Genomic DNA, 14,480 nt, shown 5'->3' on the forward strand with positions numbered 1-14,480 from the left:
AATCAATGCAGCAATTACAAGCCATCATTGAACAAGCATTTGAAGATAGAGCGGCTATCACACCATCCACAGTGACCCCCGCCGTTCGCCAAGCAGTGACAGAAACCATTACCCTACTTGATAGTGGTAAACTGCGTGTTGCTGAAAAAATTTCAGGGGTTTGGGTAACACATCAATGGTTGAAAAAAGCAGTATTACTCTCCTTCCGCATTCACGATAATCAGTTAATCGAAGGGGCTGAAAGCCGTTATTTTGATAAAGTTCCCATGAAATTTGCGGATTACGATCAGGCTCGCTTTGAACGCGAAGGCTTCCGTGTTGTTCCACCCGCGGCTGTTCGCCAAGGGGCATATATCGCTAAAAACAGTGTTTTGATGCCTTCTTATGTCAACATTGGTGCTTATATTGATGAAGGCACCATGGTAGACACATGGGCGACGGTAGGCTCTTGTGCCCAAATCGGTAAAAATGTGCATTTATCCGGCGGAGTTGGTATTGGTGGCGTACTTGAACCACTACAAGCTAACCCAACCATCATTGAAGACAACTGCTTTATTGGCGCCCGTTCAGAAATTGTTGAAGGCGTTATTATTGAAGAAGGGTCTGTCATTTCAATGGGGGTTTATATTGGTCAAAGCACAAAAATTTATGACCGCGAAACTGGTGAGATCCACTATGGACGTGTGCCAGCGGGCTCTGTGGTTGTATCGGGTAATCTGCCATCGAAAGACGGTAGCTACAGCCTTTATTGTGCCGTGATTGTTAAAAAGGTCGATGACAAAACCCGTGGAAAAGTCGGTATTAATGAGCTATTAAGAAGCATTGACTAATCCCACATCCTCGCTCGGCTAGAGATAAAACACGTTCTCTACCCAATCTAAAAATGATAGACCTCTTTTTCTTATGATGAGGGGTTTGTCAATTTCCTCATTTCGCGCATAATATATAAGTTTAGCTATTGTCGGGCTTTCGAGAATATAAACTGTATGATTTTATTTTTTGCCTTTTTAAAACACAGATTAATAGCATCGCTAAGTGTTATTCGCTTTAATGCGCGTGTTTTTAATTCCTGCCAAAAATAGAATAATACTGTTTCTGCTGGCATATGCTAACGGCTCTGTGCCTCTACAAATTTCGGTTTCCTATAACTCGGTGAACAACATGTACGATAATCTAAAAAGTTTAGGTATTAGCAACCCTCAAGATATTGACCGTTATACGCTACGCCAAGAAGCAAATAACGATATTTTAAAAATCTATTTTCGCAAAGATAAAGGGGAATTCTTTGCGAAAAGTGTAAAATTTAAATATCCACGCCAACGCAAAACTGTAGCCGCGGCAGATGGTAGCAATAATTTCAAAGAAATTAATGAGATCAACTCCAACCTACGTTACGCTATTGAAGAACTAGATCAAATTTGCCAAAACGATACAAGTGATATTGATTTGAAACACAAAATTTTGGATGACCTACGTCATCTTGAGCATGTGGTCTCAAACAAAATCGCTGAAATTGAAGCTGACCTTGAAAAATTAACCCGTAAATAGTTTTAAAATACCGCTCTTATTTTCTTTACTGCACCGCGAATCCTATTCACGGTGCAGAAATTTACAGTTGCTCACCCCAAGATTGTATCCAAGGCTTCGCATATTCTTCGGGTACATCTTCTTCTATCGCGTCAATGAACAAAACCTCACCAATCCGTGTTCCCGATTGTTCAGTTAATAACTCATCAAAACGCTTTCCTGCCCCACAAAAATTTTCGTAGCTGCTATCACCTAAAGCGATTAACCCGTAACGTAATTCAGGTTGATAACCAACAACATCTTGAATTTCATAAAATAGTGGAGCAATCGTATCGGGTAAATCCCCTTGCCCTGTAGAGGAAGTGATGACTAAGGCGCCCCCTTCACCCGCATTATATTGCTGCCAGTCACTGAGCATTGGCTCATCAAAAATCGTGACCTCATGGCCGAGTTGCTCCAATATTTCCTGAGCAGATTCAGCCACCGCTAAGGAATTACCATAAACTGTTCCCACAAAAATACCAATTTTTGACACGAACACCTCCTATTGACCCAACTACAGTGATGAATTGAATTCTCCCATCCCCAATTTGCTGGCGATATGCTGCCACCCAAACTGATTTACCAATGACAACCATGACTCATCCCATTGTGCAATCAGAGAGATACGCTCCCCTGAAATGGGATGATCTAATACTAGCTGGCTGGCATGCAACATTAGCCGTGAAACGGCAAAATGTTGGCTTACACCGCGGTTTTGACGTAAATCACCGTGTTTACTATCGCCAATAATGGGGTGACGAATGTGCGACATATGACGTCGTAACTGATGTTTGCGCCCTGTTTCTGGTTTCAATTCTAGTAAACTAAACCGAGATGTTGGATAACGCCCAATTGCGACTGAGCACTCAACTTGAGCGATTGGCTGGCAATGTGTAACACACTCTTGCAATGCTGGCTCTCTGGTCGCATGTTTATCCGCAATTTTGTCCAACTGCTCAAGTAATGGATAATCAATGGTTTGAGGCGCTTCAACATAGCCACGAACCACCGCATGGTAGATTTTTTCTATTTGATGAGATTCAAACTGCGCCGCTAATTGCCTCGCCACATCACTGGATAGTGCAAACAACAACACACCCGATGTTGGCCTATCAAGACGATGGATTGGATAAACAAATTGACCAATTTGGTCTCGTAATGTTTGCATAACAAACACAGTTTCCTTGCTGTCTAACCAGCTGCGATGCACCAACATACCGGCAGGCTTATTAACAGCAACCATATACTCATCTTGATAAATAATCTCTAACATCAATGAGCTACCTACCCAACTGAGTACTGAAAAAATCATCTAATTCACGAAGGTGAATCAACAATAAATGATATTGCCCTTCCTCATCATTCTTATAAACTTCTTCAAAATAAGGGGCTATAGCAAAAGCTCCGGGTAAAACAGCGCCTTGCTCAATGAGTGCTTGTAAACGAGGGATAAGTACCCATTGTAACCACTCTGTTGCTTCCATCGTATCAATTGAAAAAGGCTCTGTACTTTCAAAAGCTTCAGGGCTAGGTGGTAATTCACGCCAAAGTGCCTTCGCTCTCATTTCCTCTTCAATATGACGAAGCTTTTCCATGATGCGCTGTTCAATATTCATATAAAAACCTACTTAATAAACTTAATTCGAAATATACGGCATATCCTTCATTAATTCTGTCGTAAATATGGGGTGTAGAACAACCAAAATAATTTCCCACACAAAATCCTAGTTACTTTCACGTAATCCATCTTGCCGCAAGCACTTTTATAAGTTTATTTAAAGTTTATTTACCTTTTGTTGTAGTTAATAAGAGTAATATCAGACGCTTTTCACTTTACTGAATAAAAAACACTCAACAATCAAGTATGGTTTATATATGGGATTATTAAAGCAGTGGCGTAAACAAAATAAATTTTGGCAGTCTATTAACAACAGCTATGACCATTTAAAACGACAAGTCCGTATTGCCAAACTCCCGTCTAAACCTTATCAGCAATTTCAATCCATGTGTGAAAGCTACACCAGTGCCCGCATGTCTAAGGAATTAAATAATATTCCTGATTTTGCTGAACGCCCCTTAAATAAGTATTTGCATCGCGAGTGGAACGGAAAACAAAAATTACTCACCGCGAGTCACACCCTAGAACTCATCGAAAAAACATTTTCGACGGATGCTATCAAAGCAATGTTTTCTATTGATCGCCAAGGGTTAAAAGTTGCAGATATCGAATTAAAATCGGGAGATTATGCGCAATTAAGGCTTGTTTACTCCCAATATCCACGCGAAGGTGACCTCACCTTACACCTGCTAAACGAAACAGGGGATGATATCTATTTAATGAGCTTTTCGTTTGGTACTGAGGGCCAACTTTATATCTGTTCTTTACAGGGGCCTGCTACTGAACAAAGTACCGAACAAGTGAAGTCCATTACGAAGCAAATGCATGGGATGCGACCTAAAAATTTATTGATGTCATCTATTTATGCAGTTGCCGCTTTTTTCCACTGTACATCTATTATGGGTATTTCAAACCATTGCCATATTAAGCGCCAACATTTGAAATCAAGCTACGATAATTTTTGGCAAGAGTGTAATGGTACGGTTTCCGCGGATGGCTGGTATCACTTGCCTTTAACAGAGCCTGTTCGTAATATCGAATCGGTCAAAAGCCAACACCGCTCTGCGTTCCGTAAGCGTGAGTCTCTAAGAGAAGCCATGTATCAAAGTGTGTTAAACGCATTAACGCAATATTCTACCGACCCACATCAAAAGACACGAACGCAACACTAAGTGAAAAAGAAGCCAGCCAACAAGAGGGTTGACTGGCTTATCTCATGTTTTAAAGGGTGTTAAAGCATCCTGCAAAAACGACCTCCTGCCGTTCGACATCCTGTCGCTAATAAACAGATTAAAGTCAGCGACATGCGCCACTTTGCCATCCATGACCTCTGTTTACTGATAAAGCAGCAAACTCACTGCTCCCTCATTCAGTCGTTTAAGAATGTATTAAAAACACTAATGAAACAACCTAGTGCAATAAACTTAAAAACAGCCTTAAACCTTCAATTTAAGAGATTGATAGTAACTACATGAAATTAAATGTTAAATAATGCTCACTTAGATAAATTAAGAAAATTAAGGTTTATTTCTTAATTGATTTGTAAGCTATTTCCTACAGCTTCTATCAGCAATATCTTACTCAAGCGGTTCTACTACTGGGGTTAACTCTTGAATAAAATGGATAAGATTAGGCGCTAACACGCGTTTTTCCTTACTACCAAATTTTTCTAAAATAATTTCTCCCGTTAAATTACATAACGAAATCATTTCTAAATCAGATTCTAATGTTGCTATAAATAATGTTGGTGATAGTTTTAAACGCTTTTGGGTAACTAGATGACCAATTAAATTTTCTTGCAAACGGATAAAATCCTCTTCGCTCCACACTTGAACCAAATTCAATAGATGACCTTCAAATTGAGCCTTCATATCCCCCGCAAGCTGAGTGGTATAAAAAGGATGGATCATCGGCTGTAATTCAATATCCAATGCTGTCGCTACTTTATTTAAGTTTTTATCTGCTATTGGGAAGGCTTGTGGCTCCCAATAAACCCAATTTTCCCCCGTCCGAATGACACAAGGAGACGGAATGCCATATAGGTCACAGGAAGCAGGCGATAGACCTGTTTGCTCCTTCCATTTGGTCACATATTGTTGAGTAAATTGAGTAAGCGCTTCAGAAACGGTTGTATTCATAATGATTTAATAACTTTAGATTGAGTGAACTGAAATGGCGGCAATATCATTAATAAATGATATTATGACAGAAGTTAACCGATGAATGAATTGCTCTCATTTTCAGCCGTTTTATGGTATCGCGTGCTTTTAGTACATGAAGTTTAAGGATCACTATGTCACACTATCAAAATAACCCTGCTTTGGATAATCTCACACTAGGAAAAAAAACGGCATATTATGATCAATATGACCCAAGGCTACTCCAAGCCGTTCCGCGCAGCTTAAATAGAGATCCGTTAGATATTCACGCTGATAACCTACCGTTTCATGGGGCTGATATTTGGACCTTATACGAGCTATCTTGGCTCAACAAGAAAGGTGTTCCGCAAGTCGCTATTGGTTCAGTCCATGTCGATGCACAAAGTGAAAACTTGATCGAATCAAAAAGTTTTAAACTCTACCTAAATAGTTTTAACCAAACTCGCTATGATTCATGGGAAAATGTGCGAAGTGTTTTGCAAAACGACTTAAGCAATTGTGCTAATGGAAAAGTTAGCGTTACACTCCATAAACTTGATGAGTTTTCACAGCAAGCGATTTGCCAATTTGAAGGGATTTGTATTGATGAACAGGATATCGAGATCAATCAATATGAATTTAGTCGTGATTATCTCGCAAATAGCACGGAAAATGAAAACGTAGAAGAAACACTAGTTAGCCATTTATTAAAGTCGAATTGTTTGATTACTAACCAACCCGATTGGGGGTCAGTACAAATTCGTTATCGTGGCCCGAAGATCAACCGTGAAGCACTGCTGCGCTATTTGGTCTCTTTCCGTCATCATAACGAATTCCATGAACAATGCGTCGAACGTATTTTTAATGATATAACACAACTGTGTAAGCCTGAACAACTCAGTGTTTACGCACGCTATACGCGCCGTGGTGGTCTTGATATCAATCCATGGCGTAGTAATACCCAATTTACGCCTGAAATAGGACGTTTAGCACGGCAATAAGCACCTTAATTAAGTTAATTGATATAATTTTATATACTCTAAATAGTTCGAGGTACAGCAAGGCGACCGGTAGACCAGTCGTAGCAAGGCAGAAATAACGATGCCTATAGTGCGAAAGTAAACTGAGTCAATGACGCCGTAACTTGAAGTATGGCGAGTATATCAAGATCCCTTTGGGATAAAGGAGAGTTACTTGATTACTCATATAAGTCCATTAGGATCCATGGATCTCTTATCTCAACTTGAAGTTGATATGTTAAAGCGTACCGCAAGCAGTCATTTGTATCGCTTGTTCAGAAACTGCTCATTAGCGGTTTTAAATTCAGGGAGCTTAACAGACAACAGTAAAGATTTATTGGATAAGCATACTGACTTCGATATCAACGTATTACGACGTGAGCGCGGTGTCAAACTTGAGCTAATTAACCCACCTCAAGATGCTTTTGTCGATGGTAAAATCATCCGTTCTATACAAGCAAACCTGTTTGCGGTACTGCGTGATATCCTCTTTGTTCATGCTCAAATCATCAATGCAGAGCAAAAAATGCATTTAGATCTGGGAAATGGCACTCACCTAACTAACGTCATTTTCTCTATATTACGTAACGCGCGTACACTGCATCTTGATGAAGATCCAAGCATGATTGTTTGCTGGGGTGGTCACTCTATCAACGAAACCGAGTACCTATATGGCCGTAAAGTCGGTAATGAGCTTGGTTTAAGAGAGCTAAATATCTGCACAGGTTGTGGCCCCGGAGCCATGGAAGCCCCAATGAAAGGGGCGGCTGTTGGCCATGCTCAACAACGCTATAAAAATAGCCGTTTTATCGGCCTAACAGAGCCATCTATCATTGCTGCTGAGCCACCTAACCCTTTAGTCAATGAGCTTATCATCATGCCTGATATCGAAAAGCGCCTTGAAGCGTTCGTTCGCTTAGCGCATGGGATCATTATTTTCCCTGGGGGCGTCGGTACAGCAGAAGAGCTTCTCTATTTGCTAGGCATTTTGATGGATCCTGAAAATAGCGAACAAGTATTGCCATTGGTTTTAACGGGGCCAAAAGAAAGTGCCGAGTACTTCTCTGTGTTAGATGATTTTATTCGTCATACACTTGGTGAAGAAGCCAGCAAACACTATCAAATCATCATTGATGATCCCCAAGAAGTCGCTCGTGTAATGAAAAAACACATGCCATTGGTGAAAGACAACCGTCGTAGCACAGGCGATGCTTATAGCTTTAACTGGTCAATTAAGATCAACCCTGAATTACAGCATCCTTTCGAGCCGACTCATGAAAATATGGCGTCACTGAATCTGTATCCAGGTCAATCACCAGAAAAACTGGCCTCTGATCTTAGAAGAGCCTTCTCTGGTATCGTTGCGGGTAACGTGAAAGAAGTCGGTATGAAGGCTATTGAACAGTATGGCCCGTTTAAAATTCATGGTGATAAAGAAATTATGCAACGCATGGATATTCTACTGCGCGGTTTTGTCGACCAACATCGAATGAAACTGCCGGGTGGAACAGCCTATGAGCCTTGCTACGAAATAGTGAAATAATATAATGAGGCCAAGGATGGCGTAAATTTTATGATCCACTTACTGATAATTGATGCACTTAATTTAATTCGCCGCATACACGCCGTACAAGGCAGTCCTTGCGGCGATGCCTGCTTATCTGCGGTAGCACAGCTTATCTCTCACACCTCACCGACCCATATTGTTGCAGTATTCGATGAGGAAGGTAGGCACAATAGCTGGCGGCATGAAAAACTGCCTGACTATAAAGCAGGCCGTCAGCCCATGCCTGAAAATTTATATGCTGAGCTACCTTCATTAGTCAAACAATTCGATGCAAAAGGCGTCCACTGCTGGCAATCAAGTGGTGACGAAGCGGATGATTTAGCGGCAACTTTAGCCAAGAAAATCGCCGATGCAGGGCAAACTGTCACTATCGTTTCTACTGATAAAGGCTATTGCCAACTACTGTCGCCTTCAATTCGTATTCGCGACTATTTTCAAAAACGCTGGTTAGATGTGCCTTTTATCGAAAAAGAATTTGGCGTAAAACCTTGCCAATTACCTGATTACTGGGGGTTAGCGGGGATCAGCAGCAGTAAAGTGCCTGGTGTCGCGGGAATTGGTGCTAAAAGTGCCACACAACTGCTACAACAATACCACTCCATTGAGAACTTATTTGCTCATTTAGATAGCGTTGATGAAAAATGGAGAAAAAAGCTTATTGGTCAGTTTGATATAGCAAAAGTTTGCCGCGATATTGCAACCTTAAGAACAGATATTCAGTTGCAAGGGAACCTGAACCAATTGCGCTATCACCCCAAACCATAAGCAATAAAAAACTGCCTCTTCATTCACTGTTAACCAGCGTTTAGGAAGCAGTTTTTGCTATATGATATGTTCTTACTAAATATCAGATTTAGTCGCGTATTGGTGCATAAGCAGACCAAATACGTTGTACATGAACGGTAATTTCTTCGCGGTCATGGTACAGCTGTTTCGCTTGGATCCGCACATTGATGCCATTTTCTGCCAATTGTGTACGCATCTTTTCAAGGATATGAGACACTTCCTCATAGCGCTTTTTCATCGGTAGCTTTAAGTTGAAAATGGTTTCACGGCACCACCCATGCAATAGCCACTCCGTGATTAACGCAGCGACTTTCGCCGGTTTTTCAACCATATCACACACCAACCAAGTAATATTTTTCGTATTTGGCTCGAATTTAAAACCATCGACTTGATGGTGCCTAACTTGCCCCGTGTCCATCAAGCTTTGCGCCATCGGACCATTATCCACGGCATGAACCATCATACTGCGCTTAACTAATTGGTAGGTCCATCCCCCCGGACATGCACCAAGATCCACCGCATTCATACCGCTTGCTAGCCGCTCATCCCACTCATCGTAAGGGATAAATATGTGAAATGCCTCTTCTAATTTCAATGTTGAGCGACTAGGTGCATCCGATGGAAACTTAAGCCGAGGGATCCCCATATAAAATGGCGAGCTATTCGAACTGTAAGAATATCCGGTATAACAACAGCCTGAAGCAATAAAGAAAACATGGATAACCGGACGTTTGAAATTCTCTTTAGCCAGTAAAACTTTTTCTTGTCGTAAAGCATTACGCAAAGGCACCGTAAATTTACGGCAAAATTTCATCAACTCTTTGCTTTCATTAGTATCAGCAACTTCAACGCGAAGATCGCCTGCTCGTTCAACCTGCTGGCTCAGCGCATTCACAATGGGGGTAACACGATCTTCTGGAGGTAAATCTTTAAGCAGTTCCCCAACCACAAACATTTGACGAGCAAAAATCAGCTCACGAAAAGGTAGCTCGCGGGCAAGTTTATCGGCATCTTCAGCTTGATAGCATTCAAAAATAACATAACCGCTATTTTCTTTGACGCGCGCAAAACCATAAACCTCTTTTTGCCCAGCTTTATCTGTAATTTCGGCCGCACACTCTTTTTCAAAGCCTGGACGGCAATATAATGCAATTTTATTACTCATGGCGTAACGCCGGTTTCCTTAGACGCATAGCGCCGATAACGACCAACAGCCAGCCAATAAGAAAACAAACTCCCCCTATTGGCGTAAAATAGGAAAAGTATTTTACCTGTAACAAGGCCATACAATAAAGGCTACCACTGAAAAGAAGTATGCCTACGGCGAAAAAAACGCCACACCAGTAAAACCATAGAACCACTTTACGCAATAAAATCGCCCCTAGCACCATTAAAGCTACTGTATGTAGCATCTGATACCGCAAACCGATTTCAATCCATTCCATCTGATGAGCACTCATAATCGACGAAAGCGCATGAGAGCCAATGGCACCAAAAGCCACAGTAAAAAAGCCACTAATCCCAGCAAAAATTAACATCAAACGACTATTCACAGTAACACCTTTTATTAACCATACCCTAAATAATCCCAGTTGCATCAAGGGGTTAATTTAAAATCCCGATAAACACGATAAACTGAGTGCCGTTTTACCTATCTATGCAACCAACTGCAACTTGAAAAATAACGGGTATATATGATTACTGAATAAGCGCCATATCTTGGTCACCCGTAATAAACCCCAGTTTTTCTTGCTCGCTTGCTGCTTGAGTCAAGATCCATTGACGAAATGCAGCTATTTTTCCCAAATCAGCTTGGTTTTCCTGACAAACAAGGTAAAACGCGTTTTTACTCACCAATACCTCGTTGAATGGGCAAACCAAACGACCTGCATCAATTTCATTTTTTGCCATAACATTATTTGTTAAAGCGACACCCTGACCATGTACTGCGGCTTGAATGACCATAGCACTATGACTAAAAATAGGGCCTTGTTGTACATTGATAATATTGTGCAATTCTAATTGGCGAATATAAGCTTGCCAATCCCGACGAGAAGAATCATGTAATAACGTATGATTGACTAAGTCTTCAGGCTGCTTTAATTGATGCGCCCCCGTTAATAATAACGGAGAACAAACTGGCATTAAATATTCAGCATACAGCCTATCCGTCCTTAGACCAGACCAATTTCCTCGCCCATAGAAAATAGCCACATCAACATCATCCGCTAATTTATCTTCTTCCCTATCAACGGCCTGAATACGAACATCAATCCCCGGATAAGCTTGGTTAAAGCTAGAAAGACGCGGGACAAGCCACTGTATTGCAAAACTAGGGGATAAACTAACCGTTAATGCTCCCTTAGCACTTCGCGCCTGTAATTTCCTTGTCGCCTCATTAATAGAAGAAAATATTTCTTTAATATCAAGATAATAACTTTGACCTTCTTCTGTTAACAGCAAAGAACGATTGCGCCGACGAAATAACTTTAACCCGAGGAAATCTTCCAAACTTTTCATTTGGTGACTCACAGCGGCTTGGGTCACAAACAACTCTTCCGCCGCTTTAGTAAAACTTAAATGACGAGCGGCAGCATCAAACACTCTTAACGCATTAAGTGGCGGTAATCTTTTAGACATAATCACTTCTACTTGATAGGGTTATACGCATTAGTTTTTCTCATCCGAAGCATTATAAATTGTCCATTGAGGATACGCCAGTAAATACCTATAGTATGCACACTTCCTAAGCCGGAACGAAAAGTTACAGAGTTTAGTTACTTTGAAACTTTTGGCTTTGTGGTTGTGATGTTGTGTTTGCAAGTTGTCTGGGAATGCCAGACTTTGTAGCTTTAGCTACTGTTTTTTTTCACTTCCTGTACATTTACCCTGTCTGTCCATAGTGATTTTATGATGCACCGCTTTAATTGCGGTGCTTTTTTTTGCCTAACAATTGCAAATAACATTTTCAAGACAGGTTTTAACCAGTTTACAAAAAATATTATCAGTTAAATATTTAAGATAATTCTTGAATTTTCCCCATCCAAAGATGAGATCACCGAAAAGACAAAAGAAAAATGATTGCAATATGCAGTAAAAGGCATAATCATTTCCCTAATTTTTTCTAAAGCTCTAATAAAAACCAGCGGTAAAATTAAATGTAACAAAAGATTTCGATGAATAAATCGAGAATATCATCAATAATTATGATTACAAACCAAACGCCAAATATTTAGATAAAGAACACATATAATGTACCATTTTTCTGCAACACAATTTCGAAAACAATTTCCAGCTATCAATTCTCAAACGATTCATCTTGATAGTGCAGCAACAGCCTTAAAACCAAACTCAATGATTGAAGCCGCAGATAACTATTACCGTCACTCTGGCAGTTCAGTTTATCGAGGTCAATCTCCAGAGTCGTTACGAATTACTGAAAATTATGAACAAGGCAGGAAACGTGTCGCGAAATTGATTAATGCAGAGAGTGAAAATACCATTATTTGGACCCGAGGAACCACCGAGTCCATTAACCTTATTGCCCAAAGTTATTTTAGAAATCATTTAACAGCAAATGATGAAATTATTGTTAGCGAATTAGAACACCACTCTAATTTATTACCTTGGCTGATTCTTGCACAGCAAACTGGTGCAAAAATTGTCAAATGGCCTGTCACTCAACACTACACCCTCGATATTGAAAGCCTTAAGCCGCTACTTAATCCACGTAGCAAAGTGATCGCTATCACCCAGATGTCAAACGTAACTGGCTATCAACCAAATTTAGCAGCAGTAACGTCACTAGCTCATGCGGCTGGGGCGCTCGTTGTCGTTGATGGCGCACAAGGTGTGGTACATGCCCCAATTGATGTCACCGCTTTGAATATCGATTTTTATGCTTTCTCCGCCCATAAATTATATGGCCCAACTGGGCTTGGCGTTTGCTATGGCAAACCACAGTTGTTGGCTGCGATGTCACCATGGCATGGTGGCGGTAAAATGTTATCAGAAGTTAATTTTGAGGGCTTTACTCCCGCTCCTGTTCCTTATTGTTTTGAAGCTGGCACACCAAATATCGCTGGCGTCATTGCCTTTTCGGCCACTCTTGACTGGTTATCTCACATCGATTTACACCAATCTGAGGCCTATTGTTGTTCACTCATCCACTACGCATACGAAGAACTCAGCAAATTAGAGGGGTTTATCTGCTATAGCCAGCCTAATACTCCGCTACTTTCCTTTAATTTCGCTGGCATACATCATAGCGATTTGGGCCTATTGTTGACTGAACAAAAAATTGCATTACGCTATGGGCAACATTGTACGCAACCATTAATGGATGCAATTGCTATTACAGGCTGCTTACGCATCTCTGTCATGCCTTACAATGATCAGCAAGATATTGATAAATTTATTAACGCAGTAAAATTTGCACTCTCAATACTGAATGATGAATAAGGAAGCCGAATGACTTCAATAATATCGACATTTGTTCCACACCCTTTCGGTACGACGCTGAAAATTGAAGAGATTATTGAACAATTTTCAGCACAAAAAGCGTGGGAAGATAAATATCGCTTGCTTATCCAACTCGCTCGTCAACTACCGACTCTGACTGATGAGCAAAAGCAGCAGACTCAGGAAGTGAAAGGTTGCGAAAACAGAGTGTGGATTGGTGCAAGACTCAACGATGACCAAACATTTCATTTTTATGGCGATAGTGAAGGACGCGTTGTTAAAGGGCTATTTGCGATTTTATTAGCCGCAGTGGAACAAAAAAATAGCCAAGCGATCCTCGCTGTCGATTTTGAGGATATTTTGAATAGAACTGGGTTATCTGGCCAACTCAGTGAATCACGACAAAATGGAATAGCCGCATTAATAACGACTATTCGCAACTTTGCCAGCGAAATGACACCTGCCGAATAATGTACTAGAGGCTATGAAAATAGCCTCAGCTTTTGAGCGAATTTTCCCGCTCTAATTTTGCGACCATCTTCTTCAGAGCATGTGATACTGCAATAAAACCAAAACTTGCTGTCACCATCGTTGCCGCCCCAAAGCCTGAAGCGCAATCCATTCTTTTAGAGCCGTCAGCGGTACTTTTAGCCGCACAGACGGAGCCATCACTTTGCGGATAAACTAATTGCTCTGTTGAAAATACGCAGTCTATGCCTAATTTACCTTTGCTATTTTTAACAACATTAAAATCGGATTTCAGGCGCTCACGTAATTTTGCGGCAAGGGGATCTTGGATCGTTTTCGCTAAGTCTGTTACTTGGATCTGAGTTGGGTCGATTTGCCCTCCTGCGCCCCCTGTCGTTACAACGGGGATTTTATAACGCCGACAGTAGGCCAACAGAGCCGCCTTCGGCCTGACACTATCGATGGCATCAATAACATAATCAAACCCCGTAGAGAGCAGCTCAGCCACATTATCTACGCTCACAAAATCATCCACGATATTCACAACGCATTCAGGATTTATTTCTAAAATCCGTGCTTTCATGACTTCAACTTTTGGCTGACCCACTGTGGATTTAAGTGCATGTAACTGACGATTGGTATTAGTGATACAGATATCATCCATATCAATCAGGGTAATCTGCCCTATTCCCGTCCGTGCGAGTGCTTCCGCAGCCCAAACGCCGACGCCCCCAATCCCAATAACACAAATATGAGAACGAGCAAAAAGTGATAGCGCTTGCTGTCCATAAAGACGTCCGATCCCAGCAAAACGCTGCATCCAAGCATCTGAAAGCTTAGTTTGCATAGTAAAT

The 14,480-nt window shown here is 41.0% G+C and carries 16 protein-coding genes; 8 read left to right on the forward strand and 8 right to left on the reverse strand.

Annotated elements, in window-relative coordinates:
- The first annotated feature begins 5 nt into the window (after positions 1-5).
- Together dapD and PR699_RS16795 are read left to right on the forward strand one after the other, a co-directional pair.
- A complete protein-coding gene (gene dapD, locus PR699_RS16790) occupies positions 6-830 on the forward strand; it encodes a 2,3,4,5-tetrahydropyridine-2,6-dicarboxylate N-succinyltransferase (protein ID WP_014657680.1) in 825 nt (274 codons plus the stop codon).
- 331 nt (positions 831-1,161) lie between these two features.
- Positions 1,162-1,548 carry a DUF3461 family protein gene (locus PR699_RS16795; RefSeq protein WP_014657679.1) on the forward strand — a complete coding sequence of 129 codons (387 nt, stop codon included), beginning with the start codon at positions 1,162-1,164 and terminating at the stop codon, positions 1,546-1,548.
- 61 nt (positions 1,549-1,609) lie between these two features.
- Here the strand turns inward: PR699_RS16795 and PR699_RS16800 are convergent, their stop codons facing one another.
- Genes PR699_RS16800 through PR699_RS16810 form a run of 3 tightly spaced genes read right to left on the reverse strand, consistent with a single transcriptional unit; the run spans position 1,610 to position 3,185 of the window.
- Positions 1,610-2,062, reverse strand: coding sequence for a flavodoxin (locus PR699_RS16800; protein WP_014657678.1), 453 nt, complete (start codon positions 2,060-2,062; stop codon positions 1,610-1,612).
- 21 nt (positions 2,063-2,083) lie between these two features.
- Positions 2,084-2,842, reverse strand: coding sequence for a tRNA pseudouridine(65) synthase TruC (gene truC, locus PR699_RS16805; RefSeq protein ID WP_004916802.1), 759 nt, complete (start codon positions 2,840-2,842; stop codon positions 2,084-2,086).
- Positions 2,843-2,849: 7 nt separating this feature from the next.
- A complete protein-coding gene (locus tag PR699_RS16810; protein WP_004916805.1) occupies positions 2,850-3,185 on the reverse strand; it encodes a YqcC family protein in 336 nt (111 codons plus the stop codon).
- Positions 3,186-3,444: 259 nt separating this feature from the next.
- On the opposite strand from PR699_RS16810, the gene PR699_RS16815 reads away from it, so the two are divergent.
- The gene (locus PR699_RS16815) at positions 3,445-4,359 is read left to right on the forward strand and encodes a DUF535 family protein (RefSeq protein WP_014657677.1); all 915 of its coding nucleotides are present in this window, start codon (positions 3,445-3,447) and stop codon (positions 4,357-4,359) included.
- 405 nt (positions 4,360-4,764) lie between these two features.
- Here the strand turns inward: PR699_RS16815 and syd are convergent, their stop codons facing one another.
- Positions 4,765-5,325, reverse strand: coding sequence for a SecY-interacting protein (gene syd, locus PR699_RS16820; protein WP_004915359.1), 561 nt, complete (start codon positions 5,323-5,325; stop codon positions 4,765-4,767).
- Between the two features lie 155 nt (positions 5,326-5,480).
- Between syd and queF the strand changes: the two genes are divergently transcribed.
- From queF to xni, 3 genes are all read left to right on the forward strand, one after another.
- Positions 5,481-6,326 (forward strand): NADPH-dependent 7-cyano-7-deazaguanine reductase QueF, encoded by an 846-nt coding sequence (queF, locus tag PR699_RS16825; RefSeq protein WP_102781079.1) that lies wholly within the window; start codon positions 5,481-5,483, stop codon positions 6,324-6,326.
- Between the two features lie 193 nt (positions 6,327-6,519).
- Positions 6,520-7,887, forward strand: coding sequence for a nucleotide 5'-monophosphate nucleosidase PpnN (gene ppnN, locus PR699_RS16830; RefSeq protein WP_014657675.1), 1,368 nt, complete (start codon positions 6,520-6,522; stop codon positions 7,885-7,887).
- A gap of 30 nt (positions 7,888-7,917) precedes the next feature.
- Complete coding sequence (gene xni / locus PR699_RS16835; protein ID WP_014657674.1) at positions 7,918-8,676, forward strand: flap endonuclease Xni; 759 nt, start codon at positions 7,918-7,920, stop codon at positions 8,674-8,676.
- An 88-nt stretch (positions 8,677-8,764) separates the two neighbouring features.
- On the opposite strand, the gene rlmM is transcribed toward xni, so the two are convergent.
- The 3 genes from rlmM to PR699_RS16850 form a co-directional block, all read right to left on the reverse strand.
- Positions 8,765-9,862 (reverse strand): 23S rRNA (cytidine(2498)-2'-O)-methyltransferase RlmM, encoded by a 1,098-nt coding sequence (gene rlmM / locus PR699_RS16840; RefSeq protein ID WP_004916579.1) that lies wholly within the window; start codon positions 9,860-9,862, stop codon positions 8,765-8,767.
- On the reverse strand, positions 9,855-10,250 hold the full coding sequence (locus tag PR699_RS16845; protein ID WP_014657673.1) for a DUF423 domain-containing protein: 396 nt from the start codon (positions 10,248-10,250) through the stop codon (positions 9,855-9,857). The genes rlmM and PR699_RS16845 overlap by 8 nt, the downstream gene beginning before the upstream one ends.
- Before the next feature lie 145 nt (positions 10,251-10,395).
- Entirely contained in the window at positions 10,396-11,337 is a 942-nt protein-coding gene (locus tag PR699_RS16850) for a transcriptional regulator GcvA (protein WP_004916582.1), read from the reverse strand.
- A gap of 612 nt (positions 11,338-11,949) precedes the next feature.
- On the opposite strand from PR699_RS16850, the gene csdA reads away from it, so the two are divergent.
- Together csdA and csdE are read left to right on the forward strand one after the other, a co-directional pair.
- Positions 11,950-13,158, forward strand: coding sequence for a cysteine desulfurase CsdA (csdA, locus tag PR699_RS16855; protein WP_014657672.1), 1,209 nt, complete (start codon positions 11,950-11,952; stop codon positions 13,156-13,158).
- A gap of 9 nt (positions 13,159-13,167) precedes the next feature.
- Positions 13,168-13,629, forward strand: coding sequence for a cysteine desulfurase sulfur acceptor subunit CsdE (gene csdE / locus PR699_RS16860; protein ID WP_004924917.1), 462 nt, complete (start codon positions 13,168-13,170; stop codon positions 13,627-13,629).
- A 25-nt stretch (positions 13,630-13,654) separates the two neighbouring features.
- Here the strand turns inward: csdE and tcdA are convergent, their stop codons facing one another.
- Positions 13,655-14,473 carry a tRNA cyclic N6-threonylcarbamoyladenosine(37) synthase TcdA gene (gene tcdA, locus PR699_RS16865; RefSeq protein ID WP_014657670.1) on the reverse strand — a complete coding sequence of 273 codons (819 nt, stop codon included), beginning with the start codon at positions 14,471-14,473 and terminating at the stop codon, positions 13,655-13,657.
- Between the last annotated feature and the right edge of the window lie 7 nt (positions 14,474-14,480).

The organism is Providencia sp. PROV268, from assembly GCF_028477805.1.
Taxonomy (GTDB): Bacteria; Pseudomonadota; Gammaproteobacteria; order Enterobacterales; family Enterobacteriaceae; genus Providencia; species Providencia stuartii.

Bases quoted from the DNA above. Each gene is read 5' to 3' on its own strand.
- PR699_RS16850 (WP_004916582.1), bottom strand. From the start codon at position 11,337: ATGTCTAAAAGATTACCGCCACTTAATGCGTTAAGAGTGTTTGATGCT.
- rlmM (WP_004916579.1), bottom strand. From the start codon at position 9,862: ATGAGTAATAAAATTGCATTATATTGCCGTCCAGGCTTTGAAAAAGAG.
- csdA (WP_014657672.1), top strand. From the start codon at position 11,950: ATGTACCATTTTTCTGCAACACAATTTCGAAAACAATTTCCAGCTATC.
- PR699_RS16795 (WP_014657679.1), top strand. From the start codon at position 1,162: ATGTACGATAATCTAAAAAGTTTAGGTATTAGCAACCCTCAAGATATT.
- tcdA (WP_014657670.1), bottom strand. From the start codon at position 14,473: ATGCAAACTAAGCTTTCAGATGCTTGGATGCAGCGTTTTGCTGGGATC.
- syd (WP_004915359.1), bottom strand. From the start codon at position 5,325: ATGAATACAACCGTTTCTGAAGCGCTTACTCAATTTACTCAACAATAT.
- truC (WP_004916802.1), bottom strand. From the start codon at position 2,842: ATGTTAGAGATTATTTATCAAGATGAGTATATGGTTGCTGTTAATAAG.
- csdE (WP_004924917.1), top strand. From the start codon at position 13,168: ATGACTTCAATAATATCGACATTTGTTCCACACCCTTTCGGTACGACG.
- PR699_RS16815 (WP_014657677.1), top strand. From the start codon at position 3,445: ATGGGATTATTAAAGCAGTGGCGTAAACAAAATAAATTTTGGCAGTCT.
- dapD (WP_014657680.1), top strand. From the start codon at position 6: ATGCAGCAATTACAAGCCATCATTGAACAAGCATTTGAAGATAGAGCG.
- xni (WP_014657674.1), top strand. From the start codon at position 7,918: ATGATCCACTTACTGATAATTGATGCACTTAATTTAATTCGCCGCATA.
- PR699_RS16810 (WP_004916805.1), bottom strand. From the start codon at position 3,185: ATGAATATTGAACAGCGCATCATGGAAAAGCTTCGTCATATTGAAGAG.
- queF (WP_102781079.1), top strand. From the start codon at position 5,481: ATGTCACACTATCAAAATAACCCTGCTTTGGATAATCTCACACTAGGA.